Source organism: Camelimonas sp. FR25 (genome assembly GCF_059740505.1).
This window is the reverse complement of the sequence record NZ_JCAWFG010000045.1, coordinates 73069-87467: the sequence shown is the minus strand read 5'-3', so window position 1 is coordinate 87467 and position 14399 is coordinate 73069. Positions and strand designations below refer to the sequence as shown.

Here is a 14399-nt window from a genome sequence, read left to right as displayed (position 1 = left end):
GCCTGCGCCGTGGGGTCACCCCATGCGACGGGGGCCCTCAAGATTACAAGAATGGACGACCATGGACCTGCAGCAGCTCGAACCGCTTCTCAACTTCCCCTTCCTGCAACCGCCGGGTCGGGGCGAGGCGATTGAGATCGCGCCAGGCCTGTTGTGGGCGCGCTTTGCGCTGCCGTTTAGCCTCAATCACGTCAACGTCTATTTCCTTGAGGACGGCGACGGCTGGGCGGTGTTCGACTGCGGCATCGCCAATGACGACACCCGGGCGCAATGGCAGGAACTGCTGGCCGGGCCTCTGGCTGGCAAGCCGCTGACCCGCCTGATCGTCTCGCATCACCACCCCGATCACATCGGTCTCGCCGGCTGGCTGTGCGACAGCTTTAACCTCAAGCTGCTGATGAGCCAGGCCGAGTATCTTGAAGGCCACTATATCGCGCTCAATCCGGACCAGATGGGCGAGGGGCCGTTCCGGCAGTTCTATCTCGATCACGGACTCGCCGAGGACGCGACGGACGTGGTGGTGCGGCAGGGCCATGGCTATCTGCGCATGGTCACGCCGCTGCCGCACACCTTCCGCCGGCTGGCGGCGGGCGAACGGCTACGCGTCGGCAAGCGCAGCTTTGAGGTGCTGACGGGCGGTGGCCACGCGGCGGAGCAGGTGATGCTGTATTGCCGTGACGAGAACCTGTTCCTGGGCGCCGATCAGGTGCTGGCCAAGATCACGCCCAATATTTCCGTATGGGCGATGGACCCGGAGGGGGATCCGCTCGGGCTGTATCGCCGCTCGCTGCGCGAGCTGGAGCTGACCATCGACGCCGACGCGCTGGTGCTGCCAGGGCACAATTTGCCGTTCCGTGGGCTGCACACGAGGTTGCAGGCGCTGGAGGCTCATCATGCCCAGCGTTGCGCCATCATTCTCAGCGCCTGCGCCAGGCGACCGCATTCAGCGGCTGAACTGGTGCCAGTGATGTTCGACCGGGAGCTGGACCCGCACCAGATGAGCTTCGCCTTCAGCGAGGTGCTGGCGCACGTCAATTATCTGGTGGAGCGTGAGCAGTTGCGTTGGGTCATGGCCGATGGCGCGCGCAGGCTGACGCTCGCCTGACCCTGGGCGCGCGGCGCTAATACCGGGCCGCGAAGATGCTGGCGCATCCGCGAGCTGAAAGGCCCGGTCGTCGCCTTGGCTTGACCAGCGTCCGATGGGTCATACCCGTCGGATGCTGGTATAACGCCGCCGCCCTTGCCCTTGCCCTTGCCCTTGGGGGGCGCCGCCCGTTGTGCGCAATGGGCCGCAGCCGTTCGGCAGCGCTATTTGTCCGCCCAGACGCGCGCCGTCCCAGAAGACGTGCGCCGGTCCCAGAACAGGGGGCAGCGGCGCATGGATCGCCTCAGTCGTGCGGCACCATCAGCATCCGCTCGGTCTCGCTGATCCGCTCGTAGCGGGCGCCGACATCGCGCGCCAGCTTGTGCACGATGGTCGTGGCGGTGGTGCTGAGATAATGGGTGCGTTCGTCGCGCACCAGCATGCCTTCGCTGATGCTGATGTGGATTGCGGCGTGCTCGCCCTGGTTCTGGATGGTGAGGCTGATGCTGCCGCCATCGGGGATCGACAGGGCCAGCTCCCACAGGATTTCCGCCACCATCAGGAAGGCGTGCACCTGGTGCTCATGCGCCGGCCGGAAGGCCCACGGCGCTCCCATGTCGAGGCGGATGCGTCCCGATCCGGCGTCGGCCAGCGTCAGCCGGCTGACGCGCTCCAGCAGATCCGGCGCCCGCTCCTCGTCAAATGGCAGGCGGCCGATGATCGCATGGATGCTGCGCAGCGCCTGGTGTCGCTCCTCCATACCGGGCGCCGCGAGGATGTGGGCTGGCGCGGCGCCACGCCGGTAGAGCCGCAACGAGCGGGCGGTGACTGAAATATTCTTCTGAATCCACGAGTTCAGCGCGTGCAACGCCACCGACCGCGCCGACAGCTTCTGGCTGTCGGGTTGCGCGCGTTCGGCGCCGGCGGCGAGGAAATCCAGATCGGCGCGCTGCGCTGCGGCGTAATCGCCATCATTCTCCATCAGCATGAGGATGATCGCCGCGCCAACAATGAACAGCCCGAGCAGCAGATAGCCCTGGAACGTGTGGCCGAGGGTAAAATTCCATGGCGGCGTGAAGATCAGCGAGGCGCAGACCAGCGAGCCGACAATGGCCACGAAGACGCCGGACCAGCGGCCGGCCAGGTGGCGGGCGACCGCGATAGCCGGCAAATACAGCATCATTGGCGCGCCGATCAGCGACGAGGCCAGATAAAGCTGCGGCAGCGTGGGGATCACCGCGAGGACGGCGGCGACAATGAACTGTCCGACGGGCGAGGTCACCGCATCCCGCGTGCGTCTCGCCAGGCTCATGATGCGACGTCCCGCAGCGCGGCGGGCCAGCACGCTGTCGCCGCGACGCCACCGCAGCGGCGCGCGCCGGATGGCGCGGGCAATCGCATGGGGTCAGGCGGCGGTACTGCGCGCATGCAGGCTCCGGGGCAGCGCAAAACGCGCCGGGTGGGACTGTTTAAGGCTTGCGGGCCATATCATGGTCAATGCAAGACCCTGCCTGTGACGTTGTCCGCCACAGGAGTAAATTCATTGTGAATATCTTCAGCTTGACTGTAAAAAATCAGGTTTACGCCTGACTTTTCACCGCCACTCCCAACGTAACCGCCCGTGGCCGCGGCGGGCGCGGCCGAAGCGGCGCCGAAAGCAGCCAGGAGGTGACGGCAGCTAACTGATGCAGCGGAATTGGGCAAGCGCTTCAGAGCTGTTTGCCGCTAGGTCAAGATGGCGACGCGCGGCGGATGACTGTTGGCCGTCGCGACGAGCACACGGACGGGATGGGCCAGGTTTCTGACAAGTAGTTGATAAATGTCCGGCCCGCGCCCGGACAGCAGAAACGGCGAGGAGGCGCTTGGCTGCGCCCAGAACGTCGCGCCGTCGCCCATCGGAAAAGGCGCGATTGCCTGCCGTAATGCGCGCCAGACTGGTCGTGAGCGCTGGCGCCAGAGTATGTTCCGCTCTGTCAGGATCGGCGCATGACCGCCATCCCCATGCAGTGCGCGAACTTTGATCGCCCGATTGGTGGTGTCTGATCTGAAAGCGCTCGGAAGCGCCCGCCGGCGTCTCCGGTCAGGCGCCCACGCTTGCCGCCCTGCTGGCCTTCACTCCTGTTGCGAGACGCCGCGCGGGGCATGGCTGTCGACATATGGTCGCGGCGCCCCATTGGGACGACGCGCGGCCTGACCCGCGCCGCGCCTGTGCGGAGGCGGACTGGGCGCGGCCATGAAGCCTGGCAGGCCTCAGCGTGGCGCGGCCTATCGACGGCCCTCCGCGCCGCGCCTGTCAGCAGCGGCCGATTGCAGGCCATCCATGTGAATGCGCGTCGCTTGCATCACCGACAGGCCGAGCGTGGTGCGGATGTGGATGCGGTAGGGGGCGTAGAGCCCCGTGTCACCGACAGGGATCAGCGTCACCCCCATGTCGGTGTTGTCCTGCATGAATTTGGTCATGGAGCGCAGCGGCCTGTGGCCTGAAATCGGGTGGTAGCGCGCTGTACAGACGATTCCCGGGCCGCTGTAGCCGGCCTGGTTGATGGTTACGGTGGATTTGTAGCGAAGCGCGACATCAAAGCGGGTGGCGCCGTCGAACACCGGAATGGTGCGGTTGCACGCCTCGGCAAGGTTGCGCCCCGGCGCCGGCATCAGCAGCGCGCTCAGCGGATCGATCACCGCCTGGCGGTGCGCGGCGGTCACCGCGATACGGTCCGGGCGCTCCCAGTCCTCCAGCGGCGGGTTGATCTCGATGGCGCTGACGCTGGATCCGGAGAAGGCCATGCGTAAGGAGCGCTTGTCATTGGCGGTGGAGGCGACCACCGCCAGCGTCTCCGGCAGAACGCGCTCGCCGCTCACCCGGCCAGTGGAGCGGGCGCCGCCCTTGCCGCTGACCAGCACGCCGGCGAGCCCGGTCAGCTTGGCGTGCAGATCGAGCTCATAGGCGCCGCTGGCGTTAACCCGCGTGACGAGGCTGGCGGCGCCGATGCTCACACCGGCCAGCGACAGGCCATAGGTCGCCTTGAAGGCGCCGGCGCGCTGCGACGCTGCAGGCTGGGCCTGGCCAGGTTGGGCGGTCGTCAGCATAGGCGCGACGAGCGCAGCGCAGGCCGCTGTCAGCACCAGCAGAGGGCGTCGGGATGCAAAACGGGCGTCGCTCATGGAAACTCAACCGGTTGGGACGGCGCCTGGCGCGACCTGGCGAGGCATGTCCGGATGCAGTCTGCGACGACGCAGGCCGGGCGCGCCGCACATCACATGGCTGCAGGGCTTTGGGCGGCGGAATGACTGCGGGGTGCAAATCGTCGCCCAATACCGTGCAGGATGATCTGCTTATGGTGAACAAACCGTTTCTTTTTATGGCGATGGCAGGCGCCGCCAAACCCACTGGACCTTACGCCCGGTTCGCCGCCGGCCCTTCAGCGGTTGCGGCGACAGGACCCGGGACCAATGCTACGGCCACAAGAGCGCTGCCTTGCGATGAATGCATGGTATGCAGGGCTGTCATGCATCTGGCCTGCATGCAGTGCAGGCCGTTGAATTTGCCTTGCGCTTGATCAATCCTGCCGGCCCGGCGCGTTGTCCTGCAGAAAATTCCGTGGAAGTTGGCGCGCCGTGTCGCCTTCACCGAGCCATTCCGCATTCTTGCCCATGATATGCCTCGCACACCGGGCTGTTTTCACCAGTTCGCCATGTCGGAGCAAACCGGTTCATCAGGACCAATCAACTTGAGACATCATCCACGTCGCGATGGCCGGATCATGCGCTCACAGAAAGTCAGCTCAGGTTCAGGAGCCCTCGATGAGCGCCGTCACTGACAAGCCCGCCCCGGCCACGACCAATGGCGCCGCCTTCCACGTGCTGGGCGCCATCAGCCTGTCGCATCTGCTCAATGATCTGATCCAGTCGGTGGTGCCGGCGATTTATCCGGTGCTGAAGCGCGATTTTCAGCTGGATTTTGGCCAGATCGGCCTGATCACCTTCTGCTTTTACGCGGTGTCGTCGCTGATCCAGCCGGTGGTGGGCATCTATACCGATCGCAAGCCGCTGCCGTTCTCCCTCGCCATCGGCATGGGGGCGAGCCTGCTTGGCCTGCTGTTGCTCGCCGTGGCCTGGAGCTACGCCATCATCCTTGTGGCGGCGATCCTCGTTGGGCTGGGCTCGGCGGTGTTCCATCCGGAAGCCTCGCGCGTGGCGCGCATGGCGTCTGGCGGTCGTCACGGCCTCGCCCAGTCGCTGTTCCAGGTCGGCGGCAACGCCGGCACCGCCATCGGTCCGCTGCTGGCGGCGATTATCGTGGTGCCCTATGGCCAGGGCAGCGTGGCCTGGTTCTCGCTGGTGGCGTTGCTGGCGATCATCGTGCTGGCGCTGGTCGGCCGCTGGTACAGCGACCAGGTGGCCATCGCCCGGGCCAGCGGCGTCACGCCGTCGCGCGTCGGCCCGCTCAGCCAGCGCCAGCTCACCCTGGCGCTGGTGATCCTTGGCGTGCTGATCTTCTCGAAATTCTTCTACACGGCGTCGATCAGCACCTATTACACCTTCTTCCTGATCGACCGCTTCCATCTCGGCGTGCAGCAGGCGCAGTTCTATCTGTTCCTGTATCTGGCCGCCGTCGCCGCCGGCACCATCGCCGGCGGGCCGCTGGGCGACCATTTCGGCCGCAAGCCTGTGATCTGGTTCTCCATCCTCGGCGCAGCGCCGTTCACTTTGGCGCTGCCATGGGCGAGCCTCGCCTGGACCCCGGCGCTGACCATGATTATCGGCTTCATCATGGCCTCGGCCTTCCCGGCCATCGTCGTCTACGCCCAGGAGCTGATGCCAGGGCGCGTCGGCATGATCTCCGGCATGTTCTTTGGCTTTGCCTTCGGCATGGGCGGCCTTGGCGCGGCGCTGCTCGGCCATGTGGCCGACATGACCAGCATCGCCACCGTCTACCGCATCTGCGCCTTCCTGCCGCTGGCAGGCCTGCTGGTGTGGTTCCTGCCTTTGGGGAAGCGTAGCCGGCCCGCGAAGGCCGGCTGACGCGACCGGCGCGTCAGCCGCGCTTCGGCGCGGCGGACGGCGTGAAGCTGAAGCCTCCTGGCGCCAGCGGATTGTCCATGAGCGCCGCCAGGTCCGGGGCGTCGATGGCGGGCTTGCCGGTGAACGCCCCCCACATGCGCTGCAGGAAATCCTCCGGCATGCCGCGCACGATGAAGACGATGCGCGTGCGATGATCGGCGTCGGGCCAGGCGTCGAAGGTCACCGGCGGGTGGAACACATGTTGCACGCCATGGATCACCACCGGCCGTTGCGGATGCTCTGCGATGTTGACGAGGCCCTTGACCCGCAGCAGATCCGGGCCATGGGCTGAGCGCAACAGATCCACGAACATCTCGAACACGGCGAGGCTCACCGGCCGCTCATCGACCAGCGACACCGTGCGGATGTCGGCGCCGTGACGGCTGACGTCATGGTGGTGATGCCCGTCATGACCTTCGCCATGATGATGGTGGTGCGCATGCTCATGCCCATGCCCATGCGCCTGATCGTGCGCATGTCCGCAACCGGCATGGCAGGGGCCGTCATGATCATGATCATGCGCATGGTCATGGCGCCTGTGACCAGCGTCCGCGTCGCTGGCGTCGAGCCAGGCGCGGACGTCAGCGATCTTGCCGTCGACGCCAAATGGACCGAGACCCGCGATCAGCTGGCCATCGACGCCATCAGCCCTTGCATCGATGAAGCGCGCGGTGGGATTGAGCCGACGCAGCGCCTGGCGCAGGCCTGTCACCGCTTCGGGCGTGGCGATGTCAGTCTTGGTCAGCACCAGCCGGTCGGCCACCGCCGCCTGCTTCACCGCCTCAGCATGGGCCTTGAGCGTCGCCTCGCCATTGACCGCGTCGACCAGCGTCACCACCCCGGCCAGCGCATAGCGCATCTGTAGATAGGGATGGCGTAGCACCGCCTGCAGCACGGGGGCAGGATCGGCAAGGCCCGTGGTCTCGATCACCACGCGGCGGAAGGGCGCGATGCGGCCATTGTCGCGCTTGCGCAGCAGATCCTCCAGCGTCGCCACCAGATCGCCGCGCACCGTGCAGCACAGGCAGCCAGCGGACAGCGTCACCAGCCCCTCATCCGCCGCTTCGACGAACAGATGGTCGAGACCGACATCGCCGAATTCATTGATGATCGCCACCGTGTCGGCCAGCGCCGCATCGTGCAGCAAACGGTTGAGCAGCGTGGTCTTGCCGGCGCCGAGAAAGCCGGTGAGGACAATGAGAGGCAAGGGGGTCGGGCGTTGCGCGCCGCCGCCAGCGGTCGACGCCTGAGTAGGAGCGCCAGAATTGTCATCAGCCATCATCGTCACCGTATCATCAGAGCTGACGAGGGGCTGCGCCAGCGGCGGCAGCATGCGCTTTCATCGCCGGAAGGCAAGCGGATGTGGCGCGCAAGGGCGGCAAGCGGGTGTGTATGGCCGGTAGCGGCGCCCCGGGTGAGGCAGCCAAGGCCTTGCCTGTGCGGCGACGCTGGCCCGCCGCCTCATGACCCTGCGTCAGGCGCGATCTACGTCTGGCTGACGCTACGCGGCCGGCGTGCGGCTCAGCCGCCGCTGCTGGTGGTCTTGCGCGCCGATTCAGTCGCAGGCTTGGCTGCGCCCTTGTCCTTGCTCTTGTCCCGGCCTGCGGGTTTTGCATTCTTCTGTTGGCCGCTGGTCTTTTTGGCCGCCTCTTTTTTGTCAGTGGCTTTTTTGCCAGCAGACGTCTGGCTCGCTGTCTTTTTGGCCGCTGGCTTGTCATCGGCGGTGTCGATCACCGCCTGCTGGCGCTGGCGTTTTGTCGGGCGACGCACCTTGTCGAGCGCCTTGGCGGCGTCGGGCCGCGCCTCCTCGGCGACATAGGCGCTGGCGGTTTCGCCAGCGCGCGGGCGGCCACGACGGGCCGCAGCGACAGCGGCGGCGGCGGCGGGTTCAGCCCCCGGCTCACGACCGACGAACACCGGGATCGTCTGCAACTGCCCACGCGGCGGCAGGGTGCGCCCGGCGACCGGAACCTCCCAGCTGCTCGAACCGCCGCCAAATAGCGCAAGGAACGGGGTCGGGTTGGCCGAGCCGGTCTCGGCTTCTTCCTCGCCACGGGCGCCGCGGCCAGCGCCGCAAATCTGGTCGCGCAAATCTGGCGGCTGGGCGCTGACCGGCAGCGGCAGCGTGTCCAGCGTGCCTGGTCCGCCCCAGCCGCTATCGGCGAAGCCCCGGTCAAACAGCGCCGCCGCCATTAGCGTGCGCGCCACCCCCGAGGATGCGCCCAGCACCACCACCAACAGACGGCGATTACCGCGCGTCGCCGTGGCCATCACATTGAAACCGGACGAACAGATGAAGCCGGTCTTCATGCCGGTGATGTCCGGGTAACGCCCCACCAGGCCATTGGTGTTCTTGAACACCCGGCGGCCCAGCTGCACCGCTTCGATATTGAAATAATGCGCGTATTCGGGGAACTGGCGCAGCGCCGTGCGGCCCAGCACCGCAAGGTCGCGGGCGCTGGAGCGGTTGCCAGGGTCCGGCAGCCCGTGCGGATTGACGAAATGCGTCTGGTACATGCCCAGTTCCTGGGCCGCCTCATTCATCATGCCGGCGAAGTTCTCGATCGAGCCGCCAACGCCCTCGGCCAGCACCATCGCCATGTCATTGGCCGATTTGACCATCATCATCTTCAGCGCATTGTCGACCGTCACCTCAACGCCAGGCTTGAAGCCCATTTTCGAGGGCGGCACCGATGCGGCCCGGGCGCTAACCTTCAGCGGCGTATCCAGCTTCAGCCTGCCGCTGCGCAGGGCGTGCAGGGTGAGATAAGCGGTCATCACCTTGGTGACCGAGGCAGGATACCAGGCGTCGGTGGCCTGTTTCGCGTAGAGCACCCGGCCGCTGTCGATATCCACCACGACGATGGGATTGGCCGCGGCGGCTCCGGCGCCGGCGATGGCGAGGCCCGCGAGGCTCACCAGCGTCGCCAGCATCGCCAGCGCCGCGCCAAGGCGGCGACGGGCTGCCTGACGCCAGCCCATGGCGCGCGCCGTGAGCCCGGCTGGTCTGGCCTTGCGCGTGAGTGGGAGCTTCAGCTGCTGTTGCATCATCCGTGGCACATTCATCGTGGTCAGGCCCTTGCAGCGCGGCGCAGCAACGCCAAGGCGACCTGCGGTTGCTCGCCATGGTGGCGAGGATTGCAGAATACGACGTTAACGCCGTGGCCCCATGGCAGGCGAACGCTTTTTTGCCGGCCGCGCCAGATCGACGCCCGCTGATGCGCCGCCCGTCCAGCCGCCCGCAGCCCGGCGGGAACCCAGGCGGCAGATCAGGCTGCGCCCAAAACGCCATCGGTTGCGTTTCGATGCCGCCAACCCGGAGCGCGCGAGGCGCGTGGACGCCTCATGAGGCGACAGTGCGCGCGCCGCACGTGCACGCGCACGCATCATGCTTTATCAGGCGAGGGCGCAACCGGCGCGCCGTCCCGAAATCAGGATCATACAGCATGGCCGTAGCTATTGAATGCGGCGAGGGGAGGGCGCCGTGATGCTGGGCGGGGCAACGATCTGGATCGCCGCGACCCTGGCCGCCACCGCCGCCCAGACGGCGCGGAACGCCATGCAGGGCGCGCTGGTCGGGGCCATTGGCGCGGCGGGCGCCACCCAGGTGCGCTTTATTTATGGCTTCCCCTTCGCCTGCCTGTTCCTTCTGCTGGTCTGCCTCGCCAGCGGCGCGCCGCCCGCCGCTCCTAACGGCGCTTTTCTGCTGTTCGCCTTCGGCGGCGCGGTGGCGCAGATCTTCGGCACGGCGCTGATGCTGTGGGCCATCAGTCAGCGCAGCTTCGCGACCGGCATCGCTTACACCAAGACCGAGCCAGTGCTGGTGGCGCTGTTCAGCGTCCTGGTGCTCGGCGATCACCTTGGCTTCACCTCGTGGGCGGGGGTGCTGGCGGCCAGCGCCGGCGTCGTGCTGATGTCGCTGAACCCGCAAAAGGGCAAGGCGGCGCAATTGATGGCTGGCGAGCGCGGCGACTGGTCGGCGCCAGCGGCGGGCGTCGGCTCAGCGGCGCTGTTTGCTCTGTCGTCGGTGTGGTTTCGCGGCGCCATCCTGTCGCTGGAGGACGGGAGCTTTGTCATCCGCGCCTCGACGGCGCTGGTCACCAGCCTCGGCATGCAATGTCTGATCCTCGGCCTGTGGCTTGGGCTGTTCGACCGTCCGGCGTTTTTTGGCAGTGTGCGGGTCTGGCGCGCCTCGCTGACGGCCGGCCTGATGGGGGCGCTGGCCTCGCAATTCTGGTTCATCGGCTTTTCGCTGACCAGCGCCGCCAATGTGCGGACGCTGGCGCTGCTGGAGGTGGTGTTCGCGCAAGTTGTGTCGCGGCGGGTGTTCCGCGAGAGCCTCAGCCTGCGCGAGTACCTGGGTTCAGCGCTGATCGTCCTCGGCGTCGCCGTGCTGCTGATGACCTGGCGCTGACGGCCTCTTAACTGGTGCGCCAGGACAGGCGTACGGGCGCCTGAGCCTGTCAGGATGCGGATGCGTCAGCATGTTCGCATCAGGGTCAAACTGCGCGATCTGCCGCGAATTGCTTGCGTTTGTGCTGTCCAGCGCCGGGTTTGGCTGCGCAAAAACGCCAAAACGCGTCACCACTTGCGAATTGGCGCCCGGCGCCGCCGCGACGCACCTTCCGCGTGGGCGGGGGATCGGAGGCGCGGTGATGAACAAGGCGGACAGAGCGGGGAGCGCGGCGGGCGGAACGTCGCGGCGCAGGGCGTGGCGCGTGGCCCGCGCCATGGTGGTGGCGGCGGCGCTGACCTGCGGCGCGCTGACCGGCGGCGCGCTGGTTGAGGGCGAGGCGGCGTTGGCCGGGGGCTTTGGCCTGCGCGAGCAGAGCGCCAGCGGCCTCGGGCTCTCCTTCGCTGGCGTGGCGGCGGGGAGCAGCGGCCTGACGTCGGCCTATTGGAACCCGGCGATCATCACGGATTTTTCCGGGTTCACCATGAGCGGCGCCATGACCGGCGTGCTGCCGCGCGGCAGGATCACCGCCGATGCGACGACGCCGACATGGCGGCTGGGGCCTGGCAGGGATATCGGCCTCAACGGCCTTTTGGCTGCGGGCGTCGTGGCCTGGCAGCTCAGCGATCGGCTGTGGCTCGGCCTGTCGACGGGCGCGCCATATGGTCTCGCCACCAAATCGCCCTTCAACTGGTCGGGCCAGGTCTATGGCCGCAGCTCGCGGGTCATGGGCGTCGCCGCTTCCCCCATGCTCGGCGTGCGCATCAATGACTGGCTCGCCATAGGCGCAGGCGTGACCGGGCAGTTCATCGACGTCCGCCTGACCCAGGCCACATCGGTCATGCCCGGCGCGGCTTCGGGCGCTCTCGCGGCGGAGAGCTGGGGTCTTGGCTATATGCTGGGCGCGACCATCACGCTGCGGCCTGGCGCCGTCATTGGCGTCGGCTTCCGCTCCAGCATCCGCCACGCCCTGTCCGGCGAGATGTCGGCGCCGTCGCCGGTCGCGGGGGTCATGGCGACGCTGCCGGCGACGGCCCCGCTCAACACGCCCGAAGTGCTCAGCGTCGGCGTGCGCCAGCGGCTCAACCCGCAATGGACCCTGTCAGGCGGTTTCGAATGGAGCAACTGGAGCCGGCTTGGTCACATCCCGGTGCGGGTCAGGGGCGCGGTGGCGCATGATCTGGCCTTCGCATGGCGCGACGGCTACATGGTTGCGCTTGGTGTGGAATACGCATTCTCGCAAGCGCTGCAGCTGCGCGGCGGCCTCGGCTATGAATGGTCGCCGGTGGGCCAGCGGGCGCGCGACGTGCGTCTGCCTGACGTCAACCGGGTCTGGCTGTCGCTCGGTCTCGGCTGGCGGATCAATCCGGCGCTCAGCCTGGACCTCGCCTATGCCCATCTGCTGGAGCGCAACGCGCCAATCCATATCATCAAGGGCCATCCACAATACGCCGGCCTGCCGTGGAGCGGCGGCGCGAGAGCCAGCGCCAATATTATCTCGCTCGGCCTGAACTACCGGTTTGACGCGCCGGATTGCCCGTTCTGAACCGGCGTCAGCGGCGCTGGGGCGGCGCCGCCCCGGCGCAGCGTCGGGCTTCGCGCCGCCATCGCCATGCTGTTGCGGCGGCGGGGCGTTTTCATTGACGACAGAAACCACTATGGTGCGATTGAATGTGACGATGTGCAGATACACATCGAGTACAGCGCCGGACATGCCGTGACCGGGCCGCCGCGTTTGCGCGAGGGGCGGCCCCATGGCGCCTGGCCGGTTTGCCGGCCAGCACCCGGCCGGGATTACCCGGGCTTCCGGGCGCGCGCAGGTCCTGGTGGGCCAGCGTGAACTGACGAGGGACTGACGATGACCGCTGCAATCGTGGGCTGGGCGCACACGCCGTTCGGCAAATTCGATACCGAGACCGTAGAGAGCCTGGTGGTGCGCGTGGCGCGCGAAGCCATGGAGCATGCTGGCGTCGGCCCGAAGGACATTGACGAGATTTATCTCGGCCACTTCAACGCCGGCTTCTCCGAGCAGGATTTCACCGCCGCTCTGGTGCTTCAGGCTGACGACGGCCTGCGCTTCAAGCCGACCGTGCGCGTCGAGAACGCCTGCGGCACCGGCTCGGCCGCCGTGCATCAGGCGGTGAAAGCCATCAACGCCAAGGCTGGCAAGGTGGTGCTGGTGGTCGGCGTCGAGCAGATGACCACCACCCCTGGCCCGCAGGTCGGCAAGAACCTGCTGCGCGCCTCCTATCTCAAGGAAGATGGCGAGACCCAGGCTGGTTTCGCCGGCGTGTTCGGCAAGATCGCCCAGGCCTATTTCGAGCGTCACGGCGAGCAGTATGACGCGCTGGCGATGATCGCCGCCAAGAACCACAAGAACGGCGTCGACAATCCTTACGCGCAGATGCGCAAGGACTTCGGCTTCGACTTCTGCCGCAATGAGAGCGAGAAGAACCCCTTCGTCGCCGGTCCCCTGAAGCGCACTGACTGCTCGCTGGTGTCTGACGGCGCCGCCGCCGTGATCATCGCCGACGGCGAGACCGCCAAGGGCATGAAGCGCGCCATCGGCTTCCGTGGCATGGCCCATGTGCAGGACTTCCTGCCCATGTCGAAGCGCGACATCCTGAAGTTCGAGGGTTGCACCGAGGCGTGGAGCCGGGCGCTGGCCCAGGCCAACATGAAGATCGACGAGCTGTCGCTGGTCGAGACCCATGACTGCTTCACCATCGCCGAGCTGATCGAATATGAAGCGATGGGCCTGACGCCGGAAGGCCAGGGCAAGCGCGCGCTTGACGAGGGCTGGGTCTACAAGGACGGCAAGCTGCCGGTGAACCCCTCGGGCGGCCTCAAGGCCAAGGGTCACCCGGTCGGCGCCACCGGCGTGTCGATGCATGCGCTGTGCGCCATGCAGTTGACCGGCGAAGCCGGCGGTATCCAGATCCCTGGCGCGACCACGGCTGGCATCTTCAACATGGGCGGCGCGGCTGTCGCCAATTATGTGAGCGTGCTCGAGCGCCTGCGCTGACACGTCGCTGACGGCGCATGTGAACGCCCCGGGGGAGCCCGGGGCGTTTTTTATGAGGCGGATGTGACGCCGCCGGACATATGCGGGCGGGACGCGGAACCGCCGCAGCCAATGCACGCGGACCCGTCGGGGCGCGTGACGGCGGGCGTGGCGGCAGGCGAGCCTGCGGCGCCAGAGACAGAAAGGCCAAGTGATGAACGACAGCGCGGATAACGCAACGCCAACCCCGGCGGGGGCGCCAGCGACCCGCGCGCCCATGGCGCCGTGGAAGCTCTATGTGATTGCCATCGCACCAGTGCTGTTGACCCTGGTGCTCGGCCAGATCGCCACCTTCCCCAATCTGGAGCCCTGGTACGCCGAATTGCGCAAGCCGCACTTCAACCCGCCGAATGCGGTGTTCGGTCCGGTGTGGACGCTGCTCTACGCCCTGATGGCCTTCGCCATCTGGCGGGTGCTGCGGCTGCCGTCGGACACGGTCGGCAAAAGCATCGGCGTGACGCTGTTCTACATCCAGCTGGCGCTCAACGCCGCCTGGTCGTGGATGTTCTTCGGCATGCAAAGCCCATTGGCTGGCGTCATCAATATCGTCATCCAGCTGTTCTTCATCGTGCTGACGCTGTCGGTGTTTCGTCGCCTCGACAAGGTGGCCGCCTGGTGCCTCGTGCCGCTGCTCGGCTGGGTCGCCTTCGCCACCATGCTGACCTTCTCGATCTGGAAGCTGAACGGCTGATGCCAGAACCCGGTGAGTATGACTCATCGGGTTCTGGTCAAGCCCG

General features: G+C 67.0%; 10 protein-coding genes. 6 read left to right on the top strand and 4 right to left on the bottom strand.

Annotated features, from left to right (window positions below; all coding sequences use genetic code 11):
* Positions 1-61: 61 nt before the first annotated feature.
* Positions 62-1105, top strand: coding sequence for an MBL fold metallo-hydrolase (locus AC6A67_RS06000; RefSeq protein ID WP_498035640.1), 1044 nt, complete (start codon positions 62-64; stop codon positions 1103-1105).
* A 283-nt stretch (positions 1106-1388) separates the two neighbouring features.
* Here AC6A67_RS06000 and AC6A67_RS05995 read toward each other — a convergent pair whose 3' ends face one another.
* Both AC6A67_RS05995 and AC6A67_RS05990 read right to left on the bottom strand, forming a co-directional pair.
* Complete coding sequence (locus AC6A67_RS05995) at positions 1389-2396, bottom strand: hypothetical protein (protein WP_498035639.1); 1008 nt, start codon at positions 2394-2396, stop codon at positions 1389-1391.
* A 953-nt stretch (positions 2397-3349) separates the two neighbouring features.
* Positions 3350-4246, bottom strand: a complete 897-nt coding sequence (locus tag AC6A67_RS05990) for a DUF3108 domain-containing protein (RefSeq protein WP_498035638.1) — start codon at positions 4244-4246, stop codon at positions 3350-3352.
* A 639-nt stretch (positions 4247-4885) separates the two neighbouring features.
* Here AC6A67_RS05990 and AC6A67_RS05985 point away from each other — a divergent pair.
* On the top strand, positions 4886-6106 hold the full coding sequence (locus AC6A67_RS05985; protein ID WP_498035637.1) for an MFS transporter: 1221 nt from the start codon (positions 4886-4888) through the stop codon (positions 6104-6106).
* Between the two features lie 13 nt (positions 6107-6119).
* Here AC6A67_RS05985 and AC6A67_RS05980 read toward each other — a convergent pair whose 3' ends face one another.
* Both AC6A67_RS05980 and AC6A67_RS05975 read right to left on the bottom strand, forming a co-directional pair.
* Complete coding sequence (locus tag AC6A67_RS05980) at positions 6120-7424, bottom strand: CobW family GTP-binding protein (RefSeq protein ID WP_498035733.1); 1305 nt, start codon at positions 7422-7424, stop codon at positions 6120-6122.
* A 242-nt stretch (positions 7425-7666) separates the two neighbouring features.
* Entirely contained in the window at positions 7667-9196 is a 1530-nt protein-coding gene (locus AC6A67_RS05975; protein ID WP_498035636.1) for a D-alanyl-D-alanine carboxypeptidase family protein, read from the bottom strand.
* Between the two features lie 436 nt (positions 9197-9632).
* Between AC6A67_RS05975 and AC6A67_RS05970 the strand changes: the two genes are divergently transcribed.
* From AC6A67_RS05970 to AC6A67_RS05955, 4 genes are all read left to right on the top strand, one after another.
* Entirely contained in the window at positions 9633-10559 is a 927-nt protein-coding gene (locus tag AC6A67_RS05970; protein WP_498035635.1) for a DMT family transporter, read from the top strand.
* A gap of 241 nt (positions 10560-10800) precedes the next feature.
* Positions 10801-12144: an OmpP1/FadL family transporter gene (locus tag AC6A67_RS05965; protein ID WP_498035634.1), complete on the top strand. Its 1344-nt coding sequence runs from the start codon at positions 10801-10803 to the stop codon at positions 12142-12144.
* Positions 12145-12456: 312 nt separating this feature from the next.
* Positions 12457-13623 carry an acetyl-CoA acetyltransferase gene (locus AC6A67_RS05960; RefSeq protein ID WP_498035633.1) on the top strand — a complete coding sequence of 389 codons (1167 nt, stop codon included), beginning with the start codon at positions 12457-12459 and terminating at the stop codon, positions 13621-13623.
* A 193-nt stretch (positions 13624-13816) separates the two neighbouring features.
* Complete coding sequence (locus AC6A67_RS05955; RefSeq protein WP_498035632.1) at positions 13817-14353, top strand: TspO/MBR family protein; 537 nt, start codon at positions 13817-13819, stop codon at positions 14351-14353.
* The last annotated feature ends 46 nt before the right edge of the window (positions 14354-14399 follow it).

Coding starts and splice junctions, on each gene's coding strand:
- AC6A67_RS05975 (WP_498035636.1), bottom strand. CDS start 9,196: ATGATGCAACAGCAGCTGAAGCTCCCACTCACGCGCAAGGCCAGACCA.
- AC6A67_RS05965 (WP_498035634.1), top strand. CDS start 10,801: ATGAACAAGGCGGACAGAGCGGGGAGCGCGGCGGGCGGAACGTCGCGG.
- AC6A67_RS05955 (WP_498035632.1), top strand. CDS start 13,817: ATGAACGACAGCGCGGATAACGCAACGCCAACCCCGGCGGGGGCGCCA.
- AC6A67_RS05960 (WP_498035633.1), top strand. CDS start 12,457: ATGACCGCTGCAATCGTGGGCTGGGCGCACACGCCGTTCGGCAAATTC.
- AC6A67_RS05980 (WP_498035733.1), bottom strand. CDS start 7,424: ATGGCTGATGACAATTCTGGCGCTCCTACTCAGGCGTCGACCGCTGGC.
- AC6A67_RS06000 (WP_498035640.1), top strand. CDS start 62: ATGGACCTGCAGCAGCTCGAACCGCTTCTCAACTTCCCCTTCCTGCAA.
- AC6A67_RS05970 (WP_498035635.1), top strand. CDS start 9,633: ATGCTGGGCGGGGCAACGATCTGGATCGCCGCGACCCTGGCCGCCACC.
- AC6A67_RS05985 (WP_498035637.1), top strand. CDS start 4,886: ATGAGCGCCGTCACTGACAAGCCCGCCCCGGCCACGACCAATGGCGCC.
- AC6A67_RS05990 (WP_498035638.1), bottom strand. CDS start 4,246: ATGAGCGACGCCCGTTTTGCATCCCGACGCCCTCTGCTGGTGCTGACA.
- AC6A67_RS05995 (WP_498035639.1), bottom strand. CDS start 2,396: ATGAGCCTGGCGAGACGCACGCGGGATGCGGTGACCTCGCCCGTCGGA.